The following is a 23,216-nucleotide window of genomic DNA, read 5'->3' as shown; positions in this document are numbered from 1 at the left end:
CGGGGGCCCGAGCTCATGAGTTTGGATGTGCGCGTGCTCGGGCCTGTCCGGTTGTTCGTCGGCGGTGAGCCGGTGGCGGTCGGCGGGCCCAAGCCACGGGCTTTGCTCGCCGCGCTGACCGTCAACCGACGGCGCGCGGTGTCCTCGTCCGCACTGGCCGACATGGTGTGGAACGAGGAACCACCGGATTCCTACTCGGCCAGCCTTCAGGTGTTCGTCTCGAATATTCGTAAGGCGCTGCGTAATTCGGGGGTCGATCCGGCGCAGGTGCTGCGCACCGAATCCTCCGGCTACCGGCTCGAGATTCCCGAGTCCGCCTGCGATATCGGACGTTTCGAGGCCGCGCGTGATGCCGCCGCCAAATGCGCGGAGGCGGGCGACAACGCGGGCGCCTCGCAGCTGTTCGGCACCGCGCTACGCGAATGGAGCGGCCGGGCGCTGGCGGATCTGGCCGGCCTGCAATTCGCCGACGGTTTCGCCACCGCGATGGACGAGGAGCGGCTGCTCGCCGCCTCCGCCCGTATCGACGCCGAGATCGCCTGTGGGCGCGCGTCCTCGGTCATCGGGGAACTGGTCTCGATCACCGGTGAACATCCGCTGCGCGAGCCGCTGTGGGCGCAGCTGATCACCGCGCTGTACCTGTCGGGCAGGCAGGCCGACGCCCTCGACGCGTGCCGCCGCCTGCGCACCGTGCTCGCCGAGGAACTCGGCATCGATCCGAGCCCGCCGCTGGTGGAACTCGAACAGCGGGTTCTGCGCCAGGAACCGTTGAACACCGTGGAACTCAAGCGGTCCGAGCGGCTGGCCGCGGCCATGACCGAAACCGTCACCGAGATGCCGCGTTCGGTGCGCGCGGGCCAGTTGCGCATGGCGGACGGCCGGGCGCTGGTGATCGGTCAGAACGGAATGCGCATCGGGCGCATGACCGACAACGATCTGGTCCTCGACGACCCCAAGGCCAGCCGGTACCACGCGCACATCATGCCGAGCCGGGCCGGTCTGCTCATCAAGGATCTGCATTCGGCCAACGGCGTGTACGTCAACGAGGAGGCGATCGAGAGCGGCGCGCTGCTCGCCGACGGTGACGTCATCCGGATCGGCGCGACCGTGCTCACCTTCCAGGCGATGTCCTGAGCCGTTCGCTCAGCAGGCGACGCCGTCCCCGTCCGGGTCGAGCAGTCGCGAATATCCCGGCTGGCCCGCGTACAGCGGCCATCTGCCGTCGTTGATCACCTGGGTGCAGTTGGTGTAGTACCGCGTCGGCGCGTCGTCCTCCGATGCGGGCGGGGGGACATTGGAACCTTTGGGCCCCGGACGGTAGCTCGGGGGTGGACTGTCCTCGTGCGGCCGCGATACCGCGACCGCGGAGTGGGGATCGGCGGCGGCCGCCACCGGCGCCGATCCCATTCCAAGGGCGATGAGCCCTAGTGTCCCGGCGGTGGCGAGTACGCGACGACGATTTCCTGAAGTGTTCACGTCATCCATCGTGCGCTTCGAACGCCGCCGTGGCACGTCCTATTCGCAGGCGATGCCGTCGCCGTCGCGATCGAGATGCGGTGCGCGGCCCGTTCCGAAACTCACGGCGACGTCTCTCGGCAGCAATGTGGCACCCGCTCCGAGACGTACTCGGGCTCGTGTCGCAATCCTCATCGTGACGCATCCTGAACATCGGCGGGTGCGCGAAAAACGCTGGCCCGCAATGAATATGTGCCCCGAATCGGTTCTGTGCCGAATCGGTCGACGCTGCCTCCCGGTGACGGGAGTGGTCGCGAAGAAGAGGCTAGCAGCGCCCTCGGCATCCGATCAGCAAAATGCCGCAACCGATTCCGAATCATGTTCGAACAGTGACCTTGCGGGGTAACGGCTTCCGGCTCGTAGGCCGTGCCGAAAGCGATTACCCGCTCGGTCGCCGGTGCTCCGGGTAGGGTTCGGGCGCGAAACGACATGTGACCGATACGAGAGGACAGCTGTGGGCGGACGGATCGTGACGGCGCTCGGCGTGGTTGTATTCGGCGCCGGTGCCTTGACCTGCGTCGATCATCCGATATCGGCGGCGCGGCCCGAACCGGGTCTCGCGACCGGGAGCGGCCCGTGCGCGAGTGATCCGGTACCCGCGCACGAGGATCTCGTTCCCGAGACGGTCGAGGTCCCGATTCCGATTCCGGTGATCACCGTACTTCCGCCGCAGCCTCCGGAATCCGTTCCGACGCGCGTGCGTACCGAACTGCCCGCCGACCCCTGCGTCGACCCGTGCCCGGATCTCACCAACGGGCCGACACCGCCGCCCGGCCTCGCCCAGCAACTCGGCGTCCCCGAAATCCTCTTGTCGCCGCAGCCTTTCCATTTCGCGGTCCCCGGACCCGGCCCCGATGCTGGAACGGTGCCACCACCGCCGCCACGGGTCGAACCCCCGACCGAATCCGCGCCCGGCTCGCCCGAGCCGCTCGCGCCGCGTTTCACCTCGGTCCGCGAGGTGGCCAAACTGACCGGCGCGAATTCGGTGAACCGCACCGACAAGCGCTGGCAGGTCGACGGCACCGATCTCGGGATCATGTGGGAGAGCGCGCCGGGACAGATCGCCACCGCCTTCGGTGACACCGTCGGGCGCGGCTTCCATCCGCCCGGGGGCATGGGCGGCGACTGGCGCAGCAACGTCCTCGCCTTCAGCACCGACCGCGATCTGTCCGACGGCATGACCTACGACAGCATGGTCACCGACGGTCGCTGTCACGCGGCCGAAGTCCTCTCCAGCCGAAAACTCGACAATGTGGAGATCACCACGATCCCGACGTCGGGTTTCGCCCTCGGCGAGCGGCAGTACCTGAGCTATATGTCGATGCGCACCTGGCACGGCGTCCCCGGCACGTTCTTCACCAACTACGGCGGTATCGCCTATTCCGACGATCAGGGTCAGACCTGGACCAAGGATCCGCACGCGCGTGGGACAACATCTTCGGACTGGCGAATTTCCAAGTGAGCGCGATGGTTCCGCACGGCGACCACGTCTACATGTTCGGCACCCCGAACACCCGGCTCGGTTCGGTCGGACTGGCCAGGGTCGCGAAGGATCAGATTCTCAACACGACCGCGTATCAGTACTGGGTCGACGGGACATGGACCCCGGTCGGCGGATTCGCCGCCGCGACCCCGATCGTCGACGCGCCCGCGGGTGAGCTGTCGGTGCGCTACGACGCCGATCGCGGAGTCTGGCAGATGAGCTATCTCGACACCGCGAAAGCGGCCATCGTTGTACGCGAGTCGAATTCGCCGCAGGGCGGATGGTCGCCGAGCACGCCGACGGTGACCATCGCCGATCACGCCGAGCTGTACGGCGGATTCATCCATCCGTGGTCGACGGGCCGGGATCTCTACTTCACCATTTCGACCTGGAGCGACTACAACGTCTACCTGATGCACGCGACGCGCGCCGAATGAGCGCGCGTCGCAGCGAGTTCCGTGGCTAGGAGAACCTGACCTCGGCCACCGCGCGTCCGAACAGCTTGCGCCCCAGCGATGTTCCGCTCAACGAGATGACACCGGTGCGCGTCGCCGGATCGAGGGATTTGATCTTGCCCTGGAATTCGACGGTCGTCGCCGCGTCCGCGCTGACCGGGACGAACCCCGCGAAACGCACGCTGAACTTCGTGATCGCGGTGGGATCGCCGAGCCAGGTCGACAGGTAGTCGGCGGCCAAGCCCATGGTGAGCAGACCGTGCGCGACCACCGTCGGCAGGCCGACCAGTTGGGCGGCGCGATCGCTGAAGTGGATGGGGTTCGGATCACCGGCGACGCCCGCGTAATTGGCGAGATCGCCTCGGGTCACCCGCGCGGAACCGGCGGGCAGCGCCTGGCCGGCGGTCAGCTTCTCGAAATCGGGAAGTGTGTGCACGCGAAGGGGTTCCGGCGCGGTGACCGGCGGCGTGACCGCCGTCGTGTCGGGGGGTAGTTCGACCAGCGGGTCGTTCGCGGCCAGTCCCGAGGGGCGATCGTGCATGAACACGCTCTCCACGGCGTCGACCAGATTCGGGTCGACCTCGGCGCCGCGGCGGGCGACGATCGTGGTCGACCCGACCTGCGCGACCTCGCCGCGCTGATTGGTCATCACGAATTTGACGTGGATGAAATCGTTGTCGCTGAACTGACGCAGCGACTCGATCCTGATCTCGGTACTGATCCGGTCGCCCGCCAGGATCGGCCGGTGCAGTTCGAAGACCTGATCGGTCTGCAACACCTGCGACAGGTCGTAATCGGTCAGCACGGTGTCGAGCAGGGCGCGAGTACACGCCGTCCCGATCACCGAGACGAAGGTCGGCGGCGCGACGACATTGCCGTGACCGAGCGCACGCGCGTCGGACTCGTTCTGGTGCGCGCCATGTAGATTCTGTACCGCCCGCGCGAACTCGCGCACCTTCTCGCGGCCGACCACATAGTGGTCGCGTACTCGAAAACGTCGTCCCGCTATCGCTGCCGTCTGCCCGCACGTGGCGGTCTCCGGCTGCGCGATTGTTTGCTCCGTGCCCATGATCCGGGTGATGCTACTGCGCTCGACACGGCATTGACCAGGCATCTGTGACGATCACAACCCCGCATGCACCCGGCCCGTGGGGTATCACCGTACGAGGCGAGGCACACGTAAGGCCCTGGACCTGGGCGATTGTCCATCTGGGGTGGAACCCGCGGCGCGGCATCGCGGTGTGCCGGAGTGTTCCGTCCAACACTCATATCCTCGGCAAACGGGACAGCCGCGATCCGCGCGCGGCCCACACCGCCGCTCCTGAACTGGGCAAACGTGAGCGCCGCTGTACGCACGCGGCCGATGCCGCGCCGCCCGGTGTGCACCTCGGAAGGTCGAGTTGTGCCGTCTCGTCGGGCGACGGTTCGTGACGAAGACGCCGTGTGAAGAGACGGCAGGTCGGGCAGGCACGGGAGGTGGTGTCGCGACTCGACACCACCGCCCGTTTCGTCACGGTGTGCCGGTGCTCGGGTCGCACACCTTCCAGCCGGCGTCGGTGCGCTCCAGGTCGAACGTTCGCGCCGACCGGTTCGTCGGATCGGCGTCGGTATACACGGTGGCCTGCGCGATCGCGGTATCGCCGGTGATCGAGATCTTGTCCACGCTGTCGACCACGGGGATGTTCTTGCGCTCCATCGACAGCCGGTGCACGCCCGCGAACTGCTGTTCGGGGAGTCCGACGTAGAAATCGTGCAGGGGACCGCAGGTACTCGTGCGCAGCGTCGCCAGATCGCCGTCGCGCAACGCGTCGGTGTATTCGCCGATAGCGGCGCGCACGGCCGATTCCGGCGAACTGTCCGACGAACCGACGAAGGAGAACGCGATCGCGACGAGTACCGCGATCAGCACCGCCGCCGCCGCGCCGACCGCCAACAGCCACCGCGTCGACTTGCCGCCGCCCGCCGCCGGTTCGACCGGAGCGGGTTCGGCGGGCGGTTGGGCGGGGGGCGCGATCCGCTGCGGCGAGGCCATCGGTCGCGGCTGCGGCGGATACGTTCCCCGCCCGGCGTTCGTCGACTGCACGGGCAAGGTCATCTGGACGTCCGCGGGCGACGGAGCCTTCGGCACCGAGGGGCGCTGCGTGGCGGGCGGTCGCGGCGGTGTCGGCCTGGTCTGCTCGACGTCGTCGTATCCGCCCGGACCCTGCGGACCCGACGGCCCCTGTGGTCCCTGCGGACCCGAGGGCCCCTGCTGACCCGGCTTCTTCGGGCCCGGCGCGGGCCGCGGCGTCGTGGGCGGCCTGGACAGCGGACCCTGCCGAGGCGGCACCACACGGTCGGTGCCCGGTCGCTGAATCCGCTGCGTCGCCTGCTGATCCGGCGGAACCTGGATCGGCATGGCCATGGTCGGCGGGTCGACCGGATTCGTCACGATCGGCATGGCGACGGTTTTGTCGTCGGAGCCGGGAACGGGTCCGCCCTGACGCGCATCCCCGGGCTGCCCCGTGGGTTTCGATCCCGCCGCTTCGGTCGCCGCAGCGCCCCGAGCATCCGATTTCGCCTCGGTTCCGGCCCGACCCGCCCGATCATCCGTGGATTTCGCGTCATCCGGCCGAACCGCGGGGGCGGTGCCCGCGGGAACGATCCGCATCACCACGGTCTTGTCACCGGCTCCGTCGTCCACGGAATCCCGCGCCGCTTCGCCGGGTCCTGCGCCCTGGTTCTCCGTGGGCACGCGACCGCCACCGGGCCCGTCCCGGCGTTCGTCCGCGCCGGGTGTCCCGAGGATCTCGCTACGCCGGAACACGGTGGTCTTCGCACCGGCCGCCGCGTCATCGGACGGCCCGGCCGCCACCGTCTCGGACCCGACGGTATCGGTTTCGGCCGCGCCGCCTTTCGTACTGTCGCTCGCGGTATCCGCCGCCGACCCGACGGACTCACCACGCCGAATCACCGCCGTTTCGGCGTCGCTCGCCGCGGTTTCGGCCGGTTTCGAGCCACCGGCGGTTTCGGCCGGACGCGAGCCACCTGAGGCTTCGCCCGAACGGGAGTCACCAACGGCCGCGCCCGACGCGGCCGCACTCGCCGCCGCGGAAACGCTCGTCCCCGAATCCGGCTTCGCGGTACCGGTCTCCCCGCTCGTCTCCGTCGAAGCGGGACGATTACCACTCGGAGTGGTAGGGGTCGCGGTGCTGCCCGTGCCGGAAGCGGTCGTGGCAGCCGGCGCTGTAGCGCCCGCCTTGATCGCCGCCTCCCGGGCCGGATCGCTTGTCCCGTGGGCAGCCGAAGAGGCTGGAATCCCCGACCCGGGGCCGCCGGAGCGCGCGGGATCGTTCGGCCGGGGGGTGTTCGAGGGTGCCGATGTGCTCGCCCCGGGGGCACCAGGCGCTGGATCGTTCGTACCGGCGGCATCCGAGGGTGCCGAAGTGCCCGACCCGGGAACCTTCGAGGGCGTCGGGGTGCTCGTCCCGGTTCCGCCCCCCGCCGGGGTGCCCGTCTCGGGGGAGTTCGGGGGCGTTTGTCGCGCTGTCCCGGCACCGGCGGTCACCGGGGTACCGGTCTGCTCCTCGCCGCTCGTGCCGGACGAGTCGGAGCGGTTGCCACTCGGTGTGGACGCCGCGCCGCCTTCCGCGCTCGAGGTGGTTGCGGTCGGCTTCGACGGACCATTCGCGCCCTTGGCGGGAGCGGAGAAAGGCTTCGTCGCGGTGCTGTCCGGGTCGGAAGCGGTGGCGGCTCGCGCTGCCGAACCACTCGTACCCGTGGCCGGGGCCACGGATGGTTCTCGGCCATCGGCTGCGGAATCCGTCGCGCCCGTGGTCCCGGGACCGCTCGCGTCGGAAGCGGGCGCGGTTGGCCGCGCGGAGCCGCTATCCGGAGTACCCGAGGCCGGTTTACTTCCCTTCGAACCGTCGGCGGCTGATGACGCGGGATCCTTCGCACCCGCACCCGCACCCGGCGACGCCGCCGTCGAACCGGCCGCGCCAGAAGCGGTAGGCCCACTGCGGCCGGCGATCTTCGCGTCCGGCGCGACTTCGCGTCCGGCCGGAGCCGTTCCGCGATCCGATTGCCCTGCCGCGCCGGCCACGTCGCGCGGACCTTCGGCGGCTTCCCGCCCGGTCCGAGCATCGCCGGACCCGGTACCAGCGGCCTCCTCGGACGGACCGCGCTGTCTCGCCGCCGCATTCGAGGAATTCGCGCTATCGGCCCGGTTGCCGATCCCGGGCCGGGCACCTATACCCGCAGCCCCACCGATGCTCGCCGCAGCACTGGCGGCCGCGGAACTCGCGCTGCCACCGCTCACACTGCCACCTGTGTCGCTGCCACCGGTCGCGCTCGCACCGCGCGCATTGGCACCTGCCGTGCCGACATTGCTCGCGCGGCTACCGGTCGCACCGACACCGCTCGCGCTGCTACCGGAGGTGCCACCACCGGCTGCGCCCACACTGCTCGATTCAGCGCGCGCCGACGCTGTCGGCCGACTCGCCGCCGACTCGCCCCCGGCGACCCCGGACGTTTCGGAAGCCTTGTCCGACACGGAATTCCGCGCCTGCGAAGTCGCCCCCAGCGGTTGCCGCCGGAATACGGTCGGTTCGTCGTCGGCAGCGTCGTCGGCCGCGCGCACCTCCGCGCGACTCGCGGCGGCCGCACCGGCCGTGGCAGACAAACCGGAATTCGTCGCGCCGCCGGCCGCGGCCTGACCGCCCTTCGCGCTGTTCGCGGCGTTTTTCACCGGAGCGTCCGCACTGGAGTCCCCGGTACCGGCCGAAGTCGTCGACGTGCCCGCGGTCGAAGTCGCCGATGACTTCGCGCCGTCGTCGGCCCGTGCCGATTCACCCGATCCGGTCGAGGAGTTCTTTCCTGCCGCCGCGCCCGCGCTCGCCGCGCTCCCGCCGCCCGATGTCGCGGACGCGGCGGATGACGGCTCCGCCGGGGTGTCCTCGCGTGCCTTCTCGGCTCCCGCGCTACCGCGCGCCGCATTCTTCTCGTCGTTCGGGTCGGACACCTACTACCCCTCGGCTCGGGCGAATCAGTTGAACTCGACGGCCAGCCTAATGGCCGGGACCGACCGGGGTCCCCAATAGATCGCGACACTATGCGCAGGTTGTTATCGGACTGTTGGCGTTCGGCCCCCCGCGCTGTGACCGGAGGTCCGAACTCGGCTCGATGCGGCCCCGGATCGGGATCCGAGCGCCGCGCACAGGTCGGGGAAATCGCGGGCGCGCGGCCGGGTGCAAGAATGAAACCCATGACTTCGTTCGGTGATCTGCTCGGACCCCAGCCGGTGCTCCTGCCCGAAAATCTCGATGCGGAGGCGGCGCTGCTCGACAAGGTCGACCCGGTGCAAGTCGCGGCCGACCACCCCGCCGCGTCGATCGCGTGGGCCCATCTCGCGGAGGCCGCGCTGACCCGCGGCGGCGCCGTCGGGTCGGACCCGGTGGTCAACCACGACATCGTCGCCGCCTACGCGTTCGCGCGCACCGGCTACCACCGCGGACTCGACCTGCTGCGCCGCAACGGCTGGAAGGGTTTCGGCCCGGTGCCGTGGAGTCACGAGCCCAATCAGGGGTTCCTGCGCTGTGTCGGCGCGCTGGCCAGGGCGGCCCGTGCGATCGGTGAGTCCGAGGAATACGCTCGCTGCCTGGATCTGCTGGAGGATTGCGATCCGCGCGCCGCGGCGGAACTCGGACTGGACTGAGTACGGCGGCACGCGATGACGCGATGACGGCGCGCCGCCCGACGACGCGAGGGTTCGACGCCGGTGCGCGCCTCGTACGCGAGAGCGGCAAGAAACGTTTGCGCGGCTCGTGGGCGCGGCTTCGGCTCTCGGCCCTGCCGATCGTGCAGTGCTCGCTCGGCGCCGCGCTCGCGTGGTTCGTCGCGCATACCGTCATCGGCCATCCGCAGCCGTTCTTCGCCCCGACCGCGGCGGTCGTCTCGATCGGCATCTCGTTCGGCGCGCGACTTAAGCGGTCGGTGGAACTGGTCGTCGGCGTGGCCGTCGGGATCGGGATCGGCGATCTGTTCATCAGCAACGCGGGCACCGGGGTGTGGCAGATCGCCCTGGTGGTCGCGGTGGCAATGGCGCTGGCCGTCTTCCTCGACGGCGGGTCGATCATCACCATCCAGGCCGCGGGTTCGGCGGTGCTGGTCGCGACCTTGCTGCCGCCCACGGCCGGTGTCGGGTTCTCCCGCATGATCGACGCGCTGGTCGGCGGTCTGGTCGGGGTGGTGATGGTCGCGGCGATTCCGCTGCATCCGGTGCGTCGGGCCCGCGATCACGCCGCGGCCATCCTCACGGTGATGGGGACGGCGTTGTCCGAGGCCGCGGACGGTCTGCTGGAACAGGATCAGGACAAGATCCGCAAGAGCCTGAGCGAGATGCGCGCGACGCAACCGCAGATAGACGCGCTGCGTTCCTCGTTGGAGGGCGGGCGCGAGATCAGCAGGATCTCCCCGCTGTACTGGAATTCCCGTGCCCGCCTGGAACGTATCCGCTCGGCGGCGGACCCGCTCGACAACGCGGTCCGCAATACCCGCGTGCTACTGCGTCGTTCGCTGACGCTGGTGAACGACGACGAGATTCTCGACCCGAGGGTGATCGACGAGGTGGAGCGTCTCGCCGACGCGGTCGATGTGGTGCGCAGGATGATGCTCGCCGACCCGGGCGAACAACCGGACCGGGCCGAGGCGGCGCGGGTGCTGCGCTCGGTCGCGAAGGGCGCGCGGCCCGAACTCGTCGCGGGCGCCGGACTTTCGGCGCACGTGGTGTTCGCGCAGTTGCGGTCGATCGTGGTCGATCTCATGCAGGTCTGCGGCATGAAACGTATTTCGGCGATGGCGCTGCTGCCCCCGACCGTCCCGAATCCGCATGTGCGACCTGAGGAATGATCACCCGACTACTCGGTCGGATCCCGGCGCGGGCCGAGCGTGTCAGCGGGTGGGGCGATGATCTTCGCGTAGTCCGGTACTCGTGTCGGTGTCGGACCCGGTCGATAATCTCGACTCGTGACCGGGAGCTACGAGGGGTTTCACGGTCGGAAGGCTTCGCGCGAGCGGCGAAGGCGCACCGGATATCCGGTGGACGGAGGCGCTCGTGAGAAGGAGGTGGCCCGGTCCTGTGCCGGACCGGGCCACCGAAACTCACAGCCAGAATCGGGTCAGATAATTGCCGTAGTCCGACCAAATGCGTGGCACTCCGGATAATTCGAACAGCGCGTAGACCGCGTCGAAGAACACATTGTTGATGGCGGGGGTCCACAGCAGCGCGAAGACGATCAGCATTCCGAACGGTTTGAACTGATCGAGCGAGCGTCGGGTCTCGTAACTCAGCGACGGTTCCAGCACCCCGTACCCGTCGAGTCCCGGAATCGGCAGACTGTTCAGCAATGCCGCGGTGACCTGGAGGAACGCGAGGAAACTCAGCCCGAACCAGAACGCGGGATGCGATGTCGCGCTGCCGAAGAGTTCCACGATCACCAGCAGGATGATCGCGCACACCGCGTTCACGGCCGGACCGGCTCCGCTGACGATGCGCTGGACGCGCGCACTGAAATTATGGGTGTGCACGTAGACGGCACCGCCGGGCAATCCGATTCCGCCGAGTGCGATGAAGACGATCGGCAGCACGACCGACAGCAGCGGATGCGAATACTTCAGCGGATTCAGCGTGAGATATCCGCGCAGTTCCACTTCGTGATCGCCTGCGCGCCAGGCGATATAGGCGTGCGCGAATTCGTGCAGGCACAGCGAGACGATCCAGCCCGCCACGACCATGACGAACACGCCGATCTTGGCGCGGGTCGAGTCGAGGTCGGCGCCCCACGCGAGTACCCCGCCGAGCACGGTGATCGCGACGACGAGCAGGAATACGGGGCTCGGGCGCACCGCGCCGCGGCCGAGGCGCTGTTTCGCGTAAGGATTGTTCATCTCACCAGGTACCAGGATTCGTGATGTCGGTAGAAGGTCGAACGGGGGACCGGTCGCTCGGTCCGGATGCCGTCCCTCGTCACCACCGCGCCCGGAGTGCCGAGTTGCGCTGCCCTGCCCTCGACCCAGGTCCGTTTGCGGATCCCCCTGCGGACTGCCGCCCGCACCCCCGGAAGATACAGGGTGGGTGAGATCTGCATGGTCCTGACCTTGCCGGTGAACAGCAGGGTGTCGTCGACGTAGGCCTCGCCCTCCAGTTTGGCGTCGTCGACGCCGGTGATGGTGGCGCGACCGACCAGGACGGTGCCGGTGTCGTCGCGGATCAGCGGGGTCTCGGTGGCGCGGCCCTCGATGGCGCGTTTCGCGGCCGCGTTCCCGGTTCCGGTCTGGTAGGCGCGGGAACCGTAGGTCTTGTCGATCGGGACGTAGCCGATCTCGACGTGCAGTCGTTCCGTTTTCATCAGATGGGTGAGAACCCCGGCGAGCGCGGCGTCCTCGCCCAGCACGATGAGCCGGGGCAGACTGTCGGCCGCGAGGACCGGCAGTAGCTCGTCGATCACGGAAGTCGCTGGGACGGCGGCTGTTTGGGTTGTCGGCACCGCGGCGAGGGCGATCGGAACGGGTACGCCGTCGCAGCGGAGAACGTGAGTACTCAAACCGCCGTGCACCCTCCTCGGTCCGGCCGACACACCCGTCGGCCTGCTCACCACTTCCGGGCGAACCCGGCGTCGTGGCTCGCTCCGTGCCCAACCATAGCCCTGTTGATGTGGAGGTGTCGGTGCCGCGGCACCCGATACGTTCCGGGGCGCTCGGAGGGTATCGGCTAAAATGAGCTACCGGCCACCTCCTCCAGACGGGTAGGTAGCTGCAACACGTCCGTGTTGCGCCCCCAAACGTAGGAGACAAACCATGCCGGCAATCGTCCTGATCGGCGCCCAATGGGGCGACGAGGGCAAGGGCAAAGCGACCGATCTGCTCGGTGGCCGCCTGCAATGGGTTGTCCGCTACCAGGGTGGCAACAACGCGGGGCACACCGTGGTCCTGCCCAACGGTGACAAATTCGCGCTGCATCTGATCCCGTCCGGAATCCTGACCCCCGGTGTCACCAATGTGATCGGCAACGGCGTCGTGGTCGATCCGGGCGTGCTGCTCGCCGAACTGGCCGGGCTGGAAGAGCGCGGGGTCGACACCTCCGGCCTGCTGCTCTCCGCCGACGCGCACCTGATCATGCCGTACCACGTGGCCATCGATAAGGTCACCGAACGCTTCCTCGGTAACAAGAAGATCGGCACCACCGGCCGCGGTATCGGCCCGTGCTACCAGGACAAGGTCGCCAGGGTCGGGGTCAGGGTCGCCGACGTGCTCGACGAGAAGATCCTCACCCAGAAGGTCGAGGCCGCGCTCGAGTTCAAGAACCAGGTGCTGGTCAAGATCTACAACCGGCGCGCGCTCGACCCGCAGCAGGTGGTCGATGAGGTGCTGGAGCAGGCCGAAGGGTTCAAGCACCGCATCGCCGACACCCGCTTGCGGATCAACGAGGCACTCGAACGCGGCGAGACCGTGCTGCTGGAGGGTTCGCAGGGCACCCTGCTCGACGTCGACCACGGCACCTACCCGTATGTGACCTCGTCCAACCCGACCTCGGGCGGCGCGGCGGTCGGCTCGGGCATCGGACCCAACAAGATCAACACGGTGCTCGGCATCCTGAAGTGCTACACGACCCGCGTCGGCTCGGGACCGTTCCCGACCGAGCTGTTCGACAACTTCGGCGAATTCCTCGCCAAGAACGGCGGCGAGGTCGGCGTGACCACCGGGCGCGCACGGCGCTGCGGTTGGTTCGACGCCGTGATCGCCCGCTACGCGACCAGGGTCAACGGCATCACCGACTACTTCCTCACCAAACTGGACGTGCTGTCGGGCCTGGACACCGTCCCGATCTGCGTCGCCTACGAGATCGACGGCGAGCGCGTCGAGCAGATGCCGACCACGCAGACCGATTTCCACCACGCCGTCCCGATCTTCGAGGAGATGCCGGGCTGGTGGGAGGACATCTCCGCGGCCCGCACCTTCGAGGAGTTGCCCACCAACGCCCGCGCCTACGTGGCTCGGCTGGAGGAGTTGTCGGGCGCTCGGATCTCCTGCATCGGCGTCGGCCCGGGCCGGGACCAGACCATCGTCCGCCACGACGTCCTGGGCTGACACGCTCCCGCGCACGCACCGGCCGAGGCGACAACACGCCTCGGGGGTCGGGCGAGCGAGGTTGCGCGCGTAGGAGAAACCGCGCGTTCGCTCGCGGGTAACCGGAGGCGTGCCCGTCGGTGTCGGTCGCGGCTTCGGCGAACCGTTTGCGCGCGTTCGGAGTTCGCGGATGTGATCGATCGTGCACTGCGAAGACCTACGATTGACCCATGGCTCGGAACTGGCCGATGATCGAGCGCGAGACCGAGTTCGACGCCCTTCGGTCCGCGCTGGACGGCCGCGTCCATGTCGGCGCCGTACTGACCGGCGATGCCGGAGTGGGGAAGACGACGCTGGCCAGGAAGGCCACCGCGGCGGTGGGCGGAAATATCCGGTGGGTGGCGGGCACCGAATCGGCCCGCGGCATCCCCCTCGGTGTCTTCGCGCACATGGTCGGTGTCTACACCGCGCACGATCCGGTGACCTTCATGTCCGCCGCCCGCGAGGCGCTGCTCGCCGAGGGGCACACCACCATCGGCGTCGACGACGCGCATCTGCTCGACCAACTCTCGGCCACCCTATTGCTGCAACTGGCCATCGACAGGGCCGCGCATATCGTGGCGACGGTACGCAGCGGTGTGCAGGTTCCCGACGCGGTCACCTCGTTGTGGAAAGACGGTCACCTGCTGCGCATCGACCTGGGACCGTTCACCCAGCGGCAGAGCGTCGAATTGGTGGAATCCATGCTCGGCGGGCAGCTCGAGGGTTTCACCGCCAACCTCATGTGGGAGTCCTCGGCCGGAAACGCGCTGTTCCTGCGGCATTTGGTGGAGGGCGCGCTGGAAGCGGGCACCCTGCGCCAGGTGAACGGGGTCTGGCAGTTGCGCGGCCGGGCCGCGGTCACCTCCGAACTCGCCGCGCTGCTGGAGGACCGGGTCGAGCAGCTGCCCGATCCGGTGCTGAGAGTGCTGGAACTGCTCACCTTCTGCGAACCCATCGATATCGACATACTCGCCGAACTGGCGGGCGAGGAGGCCGTCGAATCGGCCGAAACCCGCGGTCTGATCAGGGTTGTGGAGCACTCACACCGGTTGATCGTGCGCTACAACCATCCGCTGTTCGGCGAGGTGATCCGGCGCAGACTCGGCGTCGCCTCGGCCCGGCGGCTGCGCGGGCGGCTGTATTCCTCGCTCAAGGAACGTCCGATCAAATCCGCCGCCGACCGGATCCGGCTGGCCGAATTGGCCTTGGACAGCGACAGATCCGCTGATCTCGAACTCTTCGAGGCGGCCGCCGCCGATGCCATCCACCTGGCGAATCTGCCGCTCGGCGAACGTTTCGCGCGCGCCGCCGTGGAACGTCGCGGCGGCGTCGAGGCCGCGGATCTGCTCGCCCGCGCACTGCTGTGGCAGGGGCATCGGATCGAGGCCGAACGCACCCTGGCCGGTTTCGACCCCGACCGACTCGACGAGGTGCAACTGGTCCGCTGGGGCAGCACCCGGGTGTCGAACCTGTTCTGGGCGGTGGGCGACGCCGACCGCGCCGACGAGGTCCTCGCCCAGGTCCGGGCGAAAGTGCAGCATCCCAAGAGCGTGCTCATGCTGACCGCGCTCGCCTCCGCCTGCGAGGTCAACGAGAACCGGTTGGCGGACGCCTACGCCGACGCCGAATCGGTGATGACATCCCACGGCGCGCCGAGATGGGCGGTCTGGTGGGCTTCCTTCGGCGGCGGTCTGGCCCTGGCGCTGATGGGCAAGGCCGAGGCGGCGCGCACGTACGTGGCGCGCGGACACGAGGTGGAAGCGGAGATCGACGGGCTCAACCGGTTCATCTCCACCCACGCCGAGGTACTCGCGCTGACGCTGTCCGGTGAGCTGGAAGCCGCCAAACGTTGCGCGGCGGGATATTTCGACTATTCGGCGCCGGGTCAGTATCTGGCCTGGGGATTGTCGAAGATCTTGCAGGGCACGGCCGACGTCGCCCGAGGTCGGTTCCCGGACGGGATCGAACATCTGGAACAGGCACTGGCCGCCCTCGCGACCGAGGGTGCGGCGGCCTGGATGATTCCGGCGAGAATTCGCCTGGCCGAGGCGTATTCGGCGCTCGGCCGAGCGGATGACGCCGCCGAATCCATTCGCGAGGCCGCAGCCCACGGCGGCAGGCATTCCGCGGTGTACGAACCGCAACTCGATATCGCCCGTGCCGTCCACGCCGGTGCGGAGGGGAGTGTCAGCGCGGCCATCCGATCGGCGATGTTCGCCGCCGACTCCGCGGGCCGCTCCCGGCAGTACGCCATCGAAGCGATGGCCCTGCACACCGTCGCCCGATTCGGTGACAGTTCCGTCGCGGGCCGACTCGCCGATCTCGCGGCCCGGGTGGACGGACGACTCGTGCGGGCCCAGGCCGAACACGCGATGGCACTCGCGGCCCAGGACGGCACCGGATTGGATACCGTCGCCGCCGAATTCGAGGCGATGGGCGCGCTGCTCTCGGCCGCCGACGCCGCGGCCCAGGCCGCGTCCGCGCACGAACGCGCCGGTGACCGTCGCCGACTGCTCGAATCCGCCGCGGTCGCCAACCGCCTCGCCGCGGCCTGCGGCGGCGCGAGCACCCCCGCCCTGCGCCGAGCCGCACAACCCCTTCCCCTCACCGCCCGCGAGCGCGAGATCGCGAACCTCGTCGCTGCCGGTCTGTCCAACCGCCAGATCGCCGACCGCCTCACCGTCTCGGTCCGGACCGTCGAAGGCCACCTCTATCGCGCCTGCATGAAAATGGACGTCACCGACCGCGAATCCCTCGGCGCCTTCATGCGCGGCGAAGCCCCGGGCCGATCCGGGTGACGCCGCCGTCGAGGGCGTATACCGGGGGTTAGCTGGGCAGGCCGGGGCGGCGGCGGTTACGGTCGGCGGTAGCGAGCTGTGGAAAGGTGTGGACGCCTGTGCGTAAGTCGGCGATCGTCGGTGTGGTTCTGGTCGTGCTGGGGCTGGTAGGGGGATGTTCCGATACGTCGGGCACGCCGCGGCCGGTGGGTTCTCCCTCGGTCGTCGCGACCTCGGCGGCCCCGGCCGCACCGGATGCGGTGGAGCGCAATCTGCGGATCCGTCAGCGGTTGCTGGAACTCGGGTGCACCACCAACAGCTGTATCCAGGCGTACTTCGCGTGCATGGACGGCTACCTCAGCGGTGACGCGTGCGAGTTCTACCGTCAGCATCCGCCCGGCTGATCCGGCGCGAGGCCGCGACCTCAGAAGAGTGTGGGTTCGCCGAACCCCGGCGTGCGCTCGATTTCGAGGAGCCGCTGTTTGGTGGTGATCCCGCCCGGGGCGGAGAAACCGTGCAGCGCGTTGTCGGCGGCGAGCACCCGGTGGCACGGAATGATCAGCGGGATCGGATTGCGACCGAGCGCCTGCCCGACGGCCTGTGCCGCGCCCGGTGCGCCGACCCGATCCGCCACCTGCCCGTAACTGAGGGTGTGGCCGGGATCTATCGCGCGGGTCACGTCGTAGACCCGGCGGTGGAAATCGGGAATCGCGCTGGTGTCCAACGGTATCCAGCGCAGGTCGTCGAGTTCGCCCGCGAGGTGGGCCCGAATGCCCCGGACCGCTTCGGCGATGGGGCCGGTCGGTTCGGCCCGGTCGATCGCGTCGTCGCCGATCGCGCGTGTGATGTGCGCGAGCAGTGCCGCCGAATCGGTGTCGGGCAGTGCGAACCGGAAAACGGCGTCCCCGCTCCACGCGATGGCGCAGTCGCCGATCGCGGTATCGAAGAGCGCTGCCCGCCCAGGCAGCCGAGTGGAAACGCCCATGATCACAGTCTGCACGCGGGGTCCGACACGGTCGACGGCTGGTGCGATCGGGCGGGCGAGGTTCCGCCGCCGAACTCCTGTCGCGGCCGAGTCGGCGCGCTTCGTCCGGGCGCCGGAACCCTCGAGTGGCTGGCCGGTCGTGATGACAGCCGAGGAGACCAGTCAAGTCCAGTCAGGAAAACTGGCCTTGAATGTCCCACAGCTCGGATTCGACGCGGATCGCACCACGGCGCGTTCGGCCGCGCGGATCGACTCCGCGGCGACCTCCGCCGCTTCCGATCGGCTGCGGATCGCGGCGATATCGGCGTATTGCCGCTGTTCCTCGTAGTGCGAAGCGGAATCGTCCAGGAGGGGCCACGGCGCGCGGAACCGGTCGATCCGGAAGGCGGTGGCACCCGAACGCGGGGCGAAACGGTGGACGGCGTAGGCGAAGGCGGCGACGACGAGAAGGCTGAGCAGGGCGGTCATGTATTCAGAATGACCCCACTGGCCTTGCTTATAAATATCCAATCGGTGAATACTGGACCGTATGGTGACAAGAGTTATCGGTGCGACCAGTCTGGCGCGGGATCTGGGCCGCTGGCGCAGTGTGGACGAGGAAGGCGGGGAAACCTCGGCGAGCAGCCGTCGTTCCGCGCGTCCGGCCTATCTCGCGCTCGCCGAAGGCATCCGGTTGCTCATCCACGACGGCAGGGCACCACTGGGCGTGGCGCTGCCCAGCGAACGCGATCTGGCGGCGACGCTCGGCGTCAGCCGGACCACCATCACTTCCACCTATACGCTGCTGCGCGAACACGGTTACCTGATCAGCCGCCAGGGTTCGCGCAGCACGGTGGCGCTGCCGCCCGCGGTGCCACACGACGGAACCAAACCCGCCAGAAGTATTCTCGCGATGATGTCGCAGCCGGAGCTGACGACCATCGACCTGACCTATGCCGCGATGGCCGCTCCCAGGGAGATGCAGGCGGCGTATTCCGCCGCGCTGGAAGGTCTTCCGGCCTACCTGGGTACCCACGGTATGGATCCGGTCGGTGTGCTCGCGCTGCGCGAGGCCCTCGCCCGCCGCTACACCGAACGCGGTCTGCCTACCGAACCGGACCAGATCCTGGTCACCCTCGGCGCCCAGCACGGTCTGCGCCTGCTGCTCAATGTGCTGACCGCGCCCGCCGCGCGGGTGCTGATCGAACATCCGACCTACCCGAACGCCATCGAGGCCATTCGCGATGTCGGCGCCCGCCCCATCCCGGTGCCGCTGCTGCTGGAGAATCAGGAACGCGGCTGGGATCTCGACGGAATACGCAGCGCCGCAAGGCAAACCGCCGCGACGCTGGCCTATCTCGTCCCCGATTTCAACAATCCGACCGGCCTGCTGCTCGATGCCGACGGCCGGGCCGAACTGGCCGCCATCGCCAGGGAGACCAGGATGACGATCGTCATCGACGAATCGATGGTCGACCTGCGGCTGGACTCGACCCCCGCGCCGCCGCCGGTCGCCGCCTTCGCCAAGGGCGCGGAGATCGTCACCATCGGGTCGGCGTCCAAATCCTTCTGGGGCGGTCTGCGCGTCGGCTGGATTCGCACCAACCAGTCGCTGATCACCAAATTGCTCGGCATCCGCTCCACCGTCGACCTGGGCACGCCCGTCATGGATCAGCTCGCCACCGTGTACCTGCTGGCGAACGCCGACGGAATTTTGGACCGCCGCCGCGATCAATTGCGGTCCCAACGTGCGGCGATGCTGGAGACCCTGGCCGAAGAGCTGCCGGATTGGCGGGTCGGTGAGGGCGCGGGCGGGATGTCGCTGTGGGCGCAACTGCCTGCCCCGGTCTCGACGGCACTGGCGGCCACAGCGCCCAACTACGGCGTATTGCTCGCGGCCGGACCACGTTTCGGTGTGCAGGGTGCCTTCGAACGTTTCCTCCGCCTGCCCTATACGCATCAGGAGGCCGAACTCCGGCTCGCCGTCAAAGGGATCGCGGCGGCCTACGAGGCGCTCACACCCCGCGCCGTCGACCCGCTCCAACCGCTCACCTGCTACTGACCGGAGGCCGGTGCGAGCCGGTCGATCGGTCTCGTAACGGGATCCCCTCGACGTGACCGAATTCGATCTCGGGCAGTATCGAGGTCATGGGCCCCACGACGGGACCGAGTGTCCCCGCAAGCGTCGAAGAGTTCCGCGCGTCGGCGAGTAGTCGCCTGCGCCGGTTCCCACATCTGGAAGTTCCCGACGCGCCGGATATTCGCAGGGCCGCCGTGCTGCTGTGCGTGGTGGAGTCACCGGAGCGCACGCCCGCGGTACTGGTCATCCGGCGCGCCTACCGGGGACGCAACGCGGGCCAGTGGGGTCTGCCCGGCGGCCGTCTCGACAGCGGGGAGACCGCCGAGCAGGCCGCGATCAGGGAACTGCACGAGGAACTCGGGCTGACCGCGACCACCGCCGACCTGCTCGGCCGTCTCGACGACTTCCCGGCCAGTTCCGGATTCGTGATCACGCCGTTCGTGGCGGCGCTGAGCGACGCCACGGCGCTGAACCCCAGCCAGGACGAGGTCCATTCGGTCCACTTCGTCGATCTCGGCAGACTCGCCGAGGACGATGTGCCCCACTGGGTGAGTCCCGGTGAGGCGGTACGCCAGGGCGAACTGCCCGGCGAAGCGTCGACGATCGCGCCGGAGGGGCCCGGCCTCCTACAGATGCGCCTGGGGGACGGCATGACCATCCACGCGCCGACCGGCGCGATGCTGTGGCAGTTCCGCGAAGTCGTGCTGCTCGGCCGCGACCCGGCCGACGCCAGGATCGCCGATTTCGCCCAGCCCGACTGGACCCGCCACTGAGGGGTGCGGCTTCGAAGTGTCCGTGACGGCGAAGACCCGGCCCCGCATGGGACCGGGTCTTCGTGACCGGTGGGGCTACTTCAGGTCGTTCATGCTCTTACCCACGTCGGCGAGCGTCAGCGGCTTGCCGAAATCCTGGGTGTACTTGTAAGGGGTGAATCCACAACGGAACTGACCGTTGTTCGGCTTGAAATCGGCGGCCTTCCAGCCGTCGGGAGTGGCCTGCTGCACGTTGAAGCAGCGCGGCTGCTCCGAGAGCGGCTTGGACAGATCGATCGGCGCCTGCAAGCCTCCCGCGGTCCAAGCGGTCTCCTTGATCGCGGCGTTGTAGACACACGAGCGCGTCAGATTGTCGCCGCAGGTAGCGGCCGACTTGGCGAACAGCAGCCAGGTCTGGAAAGCCCGCAGTCCCTGGAAGGTGATCGCCGCGCCGGGCGCGTACTTGCTGTAGAGCGTCTTCAGTTCCGCGATCGCGGGTGTCGTCGCGGCGGCGTCCAGTGGTGCGGTGCCACTGATATCGGAGAAGTTGTTCTGGCTCGCCAGTGAACTCTTCGCCGAGTCGAGGAAGGTCTGGTTGTAGGCGTTGGCGTTGGCGTCGATCCAGTCGAGTTTGTAGTTCATGCTCGTGAGGATGTCCTCGAGCTTGGCCAGGTAGCGGAAATCGCCGAGGAAGATCAGGCCCTTGACGTTGTTGGCCTTGATCGACTGCGCGTACGGGGTCCAGTCGGAGACCCCCGCGACCGGGTACAGGTCGTTGTAGACGACCTTCGCGCCGAATGCGTTGAAGAATTCGACCTGTTTATCACCCATCGCCTTCGTGATCGGCGAGTCGCCGTTGATCAAGCCGATACCGTTCTGCGAGCCGGGATAGGCCTCTTCGAGCAGCCACTCGTAATACCCGGTATAGGGATTGACGCTCTCCGAAGCGGACGCGCCGAACGAGGGAACCTGCAGATCGGAGCCGGTATTGGGCACCTGGGTGACCTGCACCGGGAAATCGGGAAGCAGGCAGTTCAGCCGGTCCTTGACCCCGAGACCGTCCAGCGCGGCACTACCGCCGACGAGAACGAAATCCTCACGGCAGGCTTCCAGCATCCGCTGGCGCACCTCCATCAGGTTGGTGTCGCGCAGGTTCACGTTGACCTTGCGGCCGTTGATACCACCCGCCGCGTTGCACCACGAGGTGAAGACCTTCGCGGCGTCGACGTAGTCGGGGTTCTTGGTGAACCCGACATCGGAGAACATGCCGACCTCGATGTCGGACGCCGTGACACCCTGCGCCGGAGCGCTTTTCGCGCTGCCGGGCTGACAGACGCCGTTGAGACTGCCGAAGTTCGCCGTGGCGGCGGGCCCTGACGAGCCACCGCCTTCGGTGGGTTCGGTGCCGCCGTCGCGTCCGCAACCGGCTGCCACCAGCGCGATCGCGATCAGGGCAACGACTATCCGCTGTGTCTTCACTCGTCTTACTCCTGTGCGGTTCATGCTGCTGCCACCAGCAGCAGGACGTCGGTGACGGCTTCCGGTTCGGTGATCATCAGGTCGTGGCCGGTGTCGATATCCCACAGCCGTCCCGCTTTTCGTGCGCCGTCGACCAATTCGGGATCGCGCGTGGCGAGGGTCGAGGTGCAGACGATGTGGAATTGCGGCAGCGCGGCGACGGCCTGTTCGTCACGGAGATCGAGTTTCTCCTCGAAACACCGCCACGGATGGCTGGTCAGCCGCTCGGCCATCCACGTGAGGTCCGCGGGATCGGTGACCCCGTAGAACATGCCCGCGTCGGGATGCGGGAGCAGGACCAGTTCGGTGCCGTCGATCGTCTCGCCGAACGGGCGGGTCGCCTCGATGATCGGACCGGCGACATCGACGAGTGACTGACCGTTGATCGGGTTCGCCGCGTCCAGGTAGACCAGCCGCCCGACCCGATCGATGGCCCGGTCGGCGGCGCCGGTGATGACCATGCCGCCGTAGCTGTGGCCGACCAGGATCACCTCGCGGAGGTCTTCGTAGTGCAGCAGGGAGGCGACGTCCTGGATATGGGTGTCCAGCCCGATATCGGACAGGGACAGATGGGAGCGGTCGGCCAGTCCGGACAGTGTCGGGGTGAACACCTCGTGGCCCGCGTCGCGTAGTAGTCGGGCCACCTTCCGGTAGCACCAACCGCCGTGCCCGCCGCCGTGGACCAGTACGTATGTCGCCATCTCGCTCCCGAAAACCTTGTTCTTCGACTCGGTAATCGGATATCGAGTAATCCGATTACTTGAGTAATGGGATTACTCTAGGGAGATGGCCCGGGGTGTGGGGAGTGAATCGGAAACTTCGTCGCGGATCCTTGCCGTCGTGCTGGACTCGCTGGAACGGGTCGGTTACGACGGCCTCTACCTCCAGGAGGTGGCGCGCGGCGCCCGGGTGTCACTGAGCACGATCTACAAACTGTTCGGGACCCGCGATCAGCTGATCGTCGCCGCGCTCGAACAGTGGATGGCCCGAACCAGTTACACCGACCTCGCCGCGGTCGACCCGGACGAGACATTGCGCGAGGGTTTGATGCGGCTGTTCCGCCGGGTGTTCGAGCCGTGGGAAGACAGCCCGAAGATGTTGGAGGCCTATCACAAGGCGCGCACCGGCCCCGACGGTAGTCGCCTCGAGGCGCAGGGCATCACCGCACTCGTCCCCGCGGCGGGTGCGGTCCTCGCGGGCACGGACCCCGATTATCTCGACGACATCGGCCGCGTGCTGACCGGACTCAGTTACGGACTCATCGGGCGCTACGTCGACGGCGCACTCGAGATCACCGATATTCTTCCGACCCTGGAAAAGGCGGTTTTCCGGCTCACCGCCGACAACGAGTCCGCGGCGCACAACGCCCATATCAGTCGCGCGCAATCGCCGACCGCTAGCTGAGAACGGCCGTACGGCACGCCCGCGTCACACGCGACCGTGCCGTACGTGGGGAAATCAGTCCGCCCAGAGCACCTGGAACGGAGTGCCCTCGGTCGGCGGCGGGGTCGGAATGGTGGTGGGGG

Annotated in this window: 21 protein-coding genes and 1 pseudogene; 12 read left to right on the top strand and 10 right to left on the bottom strand. The window is 68.3% G+C overall.

The features are described 5' to 3' along the window. Positions 1 to 15 precede the first annotated feature (15 nt). Entirely contained in the window at positions 16 to 1,134 is a 1,119-nt protein-coding gene (locus JZ792_RS31520; protein ID WP_109529072.1) for a BTAD domain-containing putative transcriptional regulator, read from the top strand. 9 nt (positions 1,135 to 1,143) lie between these two features. Here JZ792_RS31520 and JZ792_RS31515 read toward each other — a convergent pair whose 3' ends face one another. Next, the gene (locus JZ792_RS31515) at positions 1,144 to 1,476 is read right to left on the bottom strand and encodes an excalibur calcium-binding domain-containing protein (RefSeq protein ID WP_308165527.1); all 333 of its coding nucleotides are present in this window, start codon (positions 1,474 to 1,476) and stop codon (positions 1,144 to 1,146) included. A gap of 39 nt (positions 1,477 to 1,515) precedes the next feature. Further along, complete coding sequence (locus JZ792_RS43290) at positions 1,516 to 1,650, bottom strand: excalibur calcium-binding domain-containing protein (protein WP_216916414.1); 135 nt, start codon at positions 1,648 to 1,650, stop codon at positions 1,516 to 1,518. A gap of 319 nt (positions 1,651 to 1,969) precedes the next feature. Here JZ792_RS43290 and JZ792_RS31505 point away from each other — a divergent pair. Beyond that, positions 1,970 to 3,435 (top strand): annotated as a pseudogene (locus JZ792_RS31505) (glycoside hydrolase family 183 protein). Positions 3,436 to 3,460: 25 nt separating this feature from the next. On the opposite strand, the gene JZ792_RS31500 reads toward JZ792_RS31505, so the two are convergent. Continuing rightward, complete coding sequence (locus tag JZ792_RS31500; protein WP_216916412.1) at positions 3,461 to 4,522, bottom strand: fused (3R)-hydroxyacyl-ACP dehydratase subunits HadA/HadB; 1,062 nt, start codon at positions 4,520 to 4,522, stop codon at positions 3,461 to 3,463. Between the two features lie 441 nt (positions 4,523 to 4,963). Continuing rightward, a complete protein-coding gene (locus JZ792_RS42345) occupies positions 4,964 to 6,406 on the bottom strand; it encodes an Rv0361 family membrane protein (RefSeq protein WP_254190622.1) in 1,443 nt (480 codons plus the stop codon). Positions 6,407 to 7,703: 1,297 nt separating this feature from the next. Here JZ792_RS42345 and JZ792_RS31490 point away from each other — a divergent pair. The 4 genes from JZ792_RS31490 (at position 7,704) to JZ792_RS31475 (ending at position 10,341) form a co-directional block, all read left to right on the top strand. Next, positions 7,704 to 8,150 carry a hypothetical protein gene (locus JZ792_RS31490; protein ID WP_216916410.1) on the top strand — a complete coding sequence of 149 codons (447 nt, stop codon included), beginning with the start codon at positions 7,704 to 7,706 and terminating at the stop codon, positions 8,148 to 8,150. Positions 8,151 to 8,228: 78 nt separating this feature from the next. Beyond that, positions 8,229 to 8,534, top strand: coding sequence for a hypothetical protein (locus JZ792_RS31485; protein WP_216916408.1), 306 nt, complete (start codon positions 8,229 to 8,231; stop codon positions 8,532 to 8,534). Between the two features lie 164 nt (positions 8,535 to 8,698). After that, complete coding sequence (locus JZ792_RS31480) at positions 8,699 to 9,148, top strand: DUF3151 domain-containing protein (RefSeq protein ID WP_216916406.1); 450 nt, start codon at positions 8,699 to 8,701, stop codon at positions 9,146 to 9,148. 23 nt (positions 9,149 to 9,171) lie between these two features. After that, on the top strand, positions 9,172 to 10,341 hold the full coding sequence (locus JZ792_RS31475) for an FUSC family protein (protein ID WP_216916404.1): 1,170 nt from the start codon (positions 9,172 to 9,174) through the stop codon (positions 10,339 to 10,341). A gap of 252 nt (positions 10,342 to 10,593) precedes the next feature. On the opposite strand, the gene JZ792_RS31470 is transcribed toward JZ792_RS31475, so the two are convergent. Then, the gene (locus JZ792_RS31470) at positions 10,594 to 11,379 is read right to left on the bottom strand and encodes a site-2 protease family protein (RefSeq protein ID WP_216916402.1); all 786 of its coding nucleotides are present in this window, start codon (positions 11,377 to 11,379) and stop codon (positions 10,594 to 10,596) included. Continuing rightward, positions 11,376 to 12,035: a hypothetical protein gene (locus JZ792_RS31465; RefSeq protein WP_254190621.1), complete on the bottom strand. Its 660-nt coding sequence runs from the start codon at positions 12,033 to 12,035 to the stop codon at positions 11,376 to 11,378. Before JZ792_RS31465 ends, JZ792_RS31470 begins: the two co-directional genes overlap by 4 nt. A gap of 253 nt (positions 12,036 to 12,288) precedes the next feature. On the opposite strand from JZ792_RS31465, the gene JZ792_RS31460 reads away from it, so the two are divergent. The 3 genes from JZ792_RS31460 to JZ792_RS31450 all read left to right on the top strand — a co-directional run bounded on the left by JZ792_RS31460 (position 12,289) and on the right by JZ792_RS31450 (position 16,780). Beyond that, positions 12,289 to 13,578 carry an adenylosuccinate synthase gene (locus JZ792_RS31460; RefSeq protein ID WP_216916400.1) on the top strand — a complete coding sequence of 430 codons (1,290 nt, stop codon included), beginning with the start codon at positions 12,289 to 12,291 and terminating at the stop codon, positions 13,576 to 13,578. A 209-nt stretch (positions 13,579 to 13,787) separates the two neighbouring features. Next, the gene (locus JZ792_RS31455) at positions 13,788 to 16,397 is read left to right on the top strand and encodes a helix-turn-helix transcriptional regulator (RefSeq protein WP_216916398.1); all 2,610 of its coding nucleotides are present in this window, start codon (positions 13,788 to 13,790) and stop codon (positions 16,395 to 16,397) included. Between the two features lie 98 nt (positions 16,398 to 16,495). After that, positions 16,496 to 16,780: a UBA domain-containing protein gene (locus JZ792_RS31450; protein WP_216916396.1), complete on the top strand. Its 285-nt coding sequence runs from the start codon at positions 16,496 to 16,498 to the stop codon at positions 16,778 to 16,780. Between the two features lie 20 nt (positions 16,781 to 16,800). Here the strand turns inward: JZ792_RS31450 and JZ792_RS31445 are convergent, their stop codons facing one another. Continuing rightward, on the bottom strand, positions 16,801 to 17,361 hold the full coding sequence (locus tag JZ792_RS31445) for a methylated-DNA--[protein]-cysteine S-methyltransferase (RefSeq protein ID WP_216916394.1): 561 nt from the start codon (positions 17,359 to 17,361) through the stop codon (positions 16,801 to 16,803). Positions 17,362 to 17,523: 162 nt separating this feature from the next. After that, a complete protein-coding gene (locus JZ792_RS31440; protein ID WP_216916392.1) occupies positions 17,524 to 17,829 on the bottom strand; it encodes a hypothetical protein in 306 nt (101 codons plus the stop codon). Between the two features lie 61 nt (positions 17,830 to 17,890). Between JZ792_RS31440 and yczR the strand changes: the two genes are divergently transcribed. Both yczR and JZ792_RS31430 read left to right on the top strand, forming a co-directional pair. Continuing rightward, complete coding sequence (yczR, locus tag JZ792_RS31435) at positions 17,891 to 19,402, top strand: MocR-like transcription factor YczR (RefSeq protein WP_216916390.1); 1,512 nt, start codon at positions 17,891 to 17,893, stop codon at positions 19,400 to 19,402. Between the two features lie 86 nt (positions 19,403 to 19,488). Then, complete coding sequence (locus JZ792_RS31430; RefSeq protein WP_216916388.1) at positions 19,489 to 20,193, top strand: NUDIX hydrolase; 705 nt, start codon at positions 19,489 to 19,491, stop codon at positions 20,191 to 20,193. 75 nt (positions 20,194 to 20,268) lie between these two features. Here JZ792_RS31430 and JZ792_RS31425 read toward each other — a convergent pair whose 3' ends face one another. Together JZ792_RS31425 and JZ792_RS31420 are read right to left on the bottom strand one after the other, a co-directional pair. Further along, a complete protein-coding gene (locus JZ792_RS31425; RefSeq protein WP_216916386.1) occupies positions 20,269 to 21,675 on the bottom strand; it encodes an ABC transporter substrate-binding protein in 1,407 nt (468 codons plus the stop codon). Continuing rightward, on the bottom strand, positions 21,672 to 22,391 hold the full coding sequence (locus JZ792_RS31420) for an alpha/beta hydrolase (protein ID WP_216916384.1): 720 nt from the start codon (positions 22,389 to 22,391) through the stop codon (positions 21,672 to 21,674). Before JZ792_RS31420 ends, JZ792_RS31425 begins: the two co-directional genes overlap by 4 nt. Positions 22,392 to 22,530: 139 nt before the next feature. Here JZ792_RS31420 and JZ792_RS31415 point away from each other — a divergent pair, with 139 nt between their 5' ends. Beyond that, positions 22,531 to 23,094, top strand: a complete 564-nt coding sequence (locus tag JZ792_RS31415; RefSeq protein ID WP_308165525.1) for a TetR family transcriptional regulator — start codon at positions 22,531 to 22,533, stop codon at positions 23,092 to 23,094. The last annotated feature ends 122 nt before the right edge of the window (positions 23,095 to 23,216 follow it).

This window comes from Nocardia noduli, from assembly GCF_019038455.1.
In the GTDB taxonomy this organism is placed as follows: Bacteria; Actinomycetota; Actinomycetes; order Mycobacteriales; family Mycobacteriaceae; genus Nocardia; species Nocardia noduli.
Note: the sequence above shows the minus strand (reverse complement) of the source record. Positions and strands in the feature narration are given on the sequence as shown.

Coding starts and splice junctions, on each gene's coding strand:
- JZ792_RS31430 (WP_216916388.1), top strand. CDS start 19,489: ATGGGCCCCACGACGGGACCGAGTGTCCCCGCAAGCGTCGAAGAGTTC.
- JZ792_RS31480 (WP_216916406.1), top strand. CDS start 8,699: ATGACTTCGTTCGGTGATCTGCTCGGACCCCAGCCGGTGCTCCTGCCC.
- JZ792_RS31440 (WP_216916392.1), bottom strand. CDS start 17,829: ATGACCGCCCTGCTCAGCCTTCTCGTCGTCGCCGCCTTCGCCTACGCC.
- JZ792_RS31475 (WP_216916404.1), top strand. CDS start 9,172: ATGACGGCGCGCCGCCCGACGACGCGAGGGTTCGACGCCGGTGCGCGC.
- JZ792_RS31460 (WP_216916400.1), top strand. CDS start 12,289: ATGCCGGCAATCGTCCTGATCGGCGCCCAATGGGGCGACGAGGGCAAG.
- yczR (WP_216916390.1), top strand. CDS start 17,891: ATGGTGACAAGAGTTATCGGTGCGACCAGTCTGGCGCGGGATCTGGGC.
- JZ792_RS31420 (WP_216916384.1), bottom strand. CDS start 22,391: ATGGCGACATACGTACTGGTCCACGGCGGCGGGCACGGCGGTTGGTGC.
- JZ792_RS31445 (WP_216916394.1), bottom strand. CDS start 17,361: ATGGGCGTTTCCACTCGGCTGCCTGGGCGGGCAGCGCTCTTCGATACC.
- JZ792_RS43290 (WP_216916414.1), bottom strand. CDS start 1,650: ATGAGGATTGCGACACGAGCCCGAGTACGTCTCGGAGCGGGTGCCACA.
- JZ792_RS31500 (WP_216916412.1), bottom strand. CDS start 4,522: ATGGGCACGGAGCAAACAATCGCGCAGCCGGAGACCGCCACGTGCGGG.
- JZ792_RS31520 (WP_109529072.1), top strand. CDS start 16: ATGAGTTTGGATGTGCGCGTGCTCGGGCCTGTCCGGTTGTTCGTCGGC.
- JZ792_RS31470 (WP_216916402.1), bottom strand. CDS start 11,379: ATGAACAATCCTTACGCGAAACAGCGCCTCGGCCGCGGCGCGGTGCGC.
- JZ792_RS31490 (WP_216916410.1), top strand. CDS start 7,704: ATGCTCGCCGCAGCACTGGCGGCCGCGGAACTCGCGCTGCCACCGCTC.
- JZ792_RS31455 (WP_216916398.1), top strand. CDS start 13,788: ATGGCTCGGAACTGGCCGATGATCGAGCGCGAGACCGAGTTCGACGCC.
- JZ792_RS31425 (WP_216916386.1), bottom strand. CDS start 21,675: ATGAACCGCACAGGAGTAAGACGAGTGAAGACACAGCGGATAGTCGTT.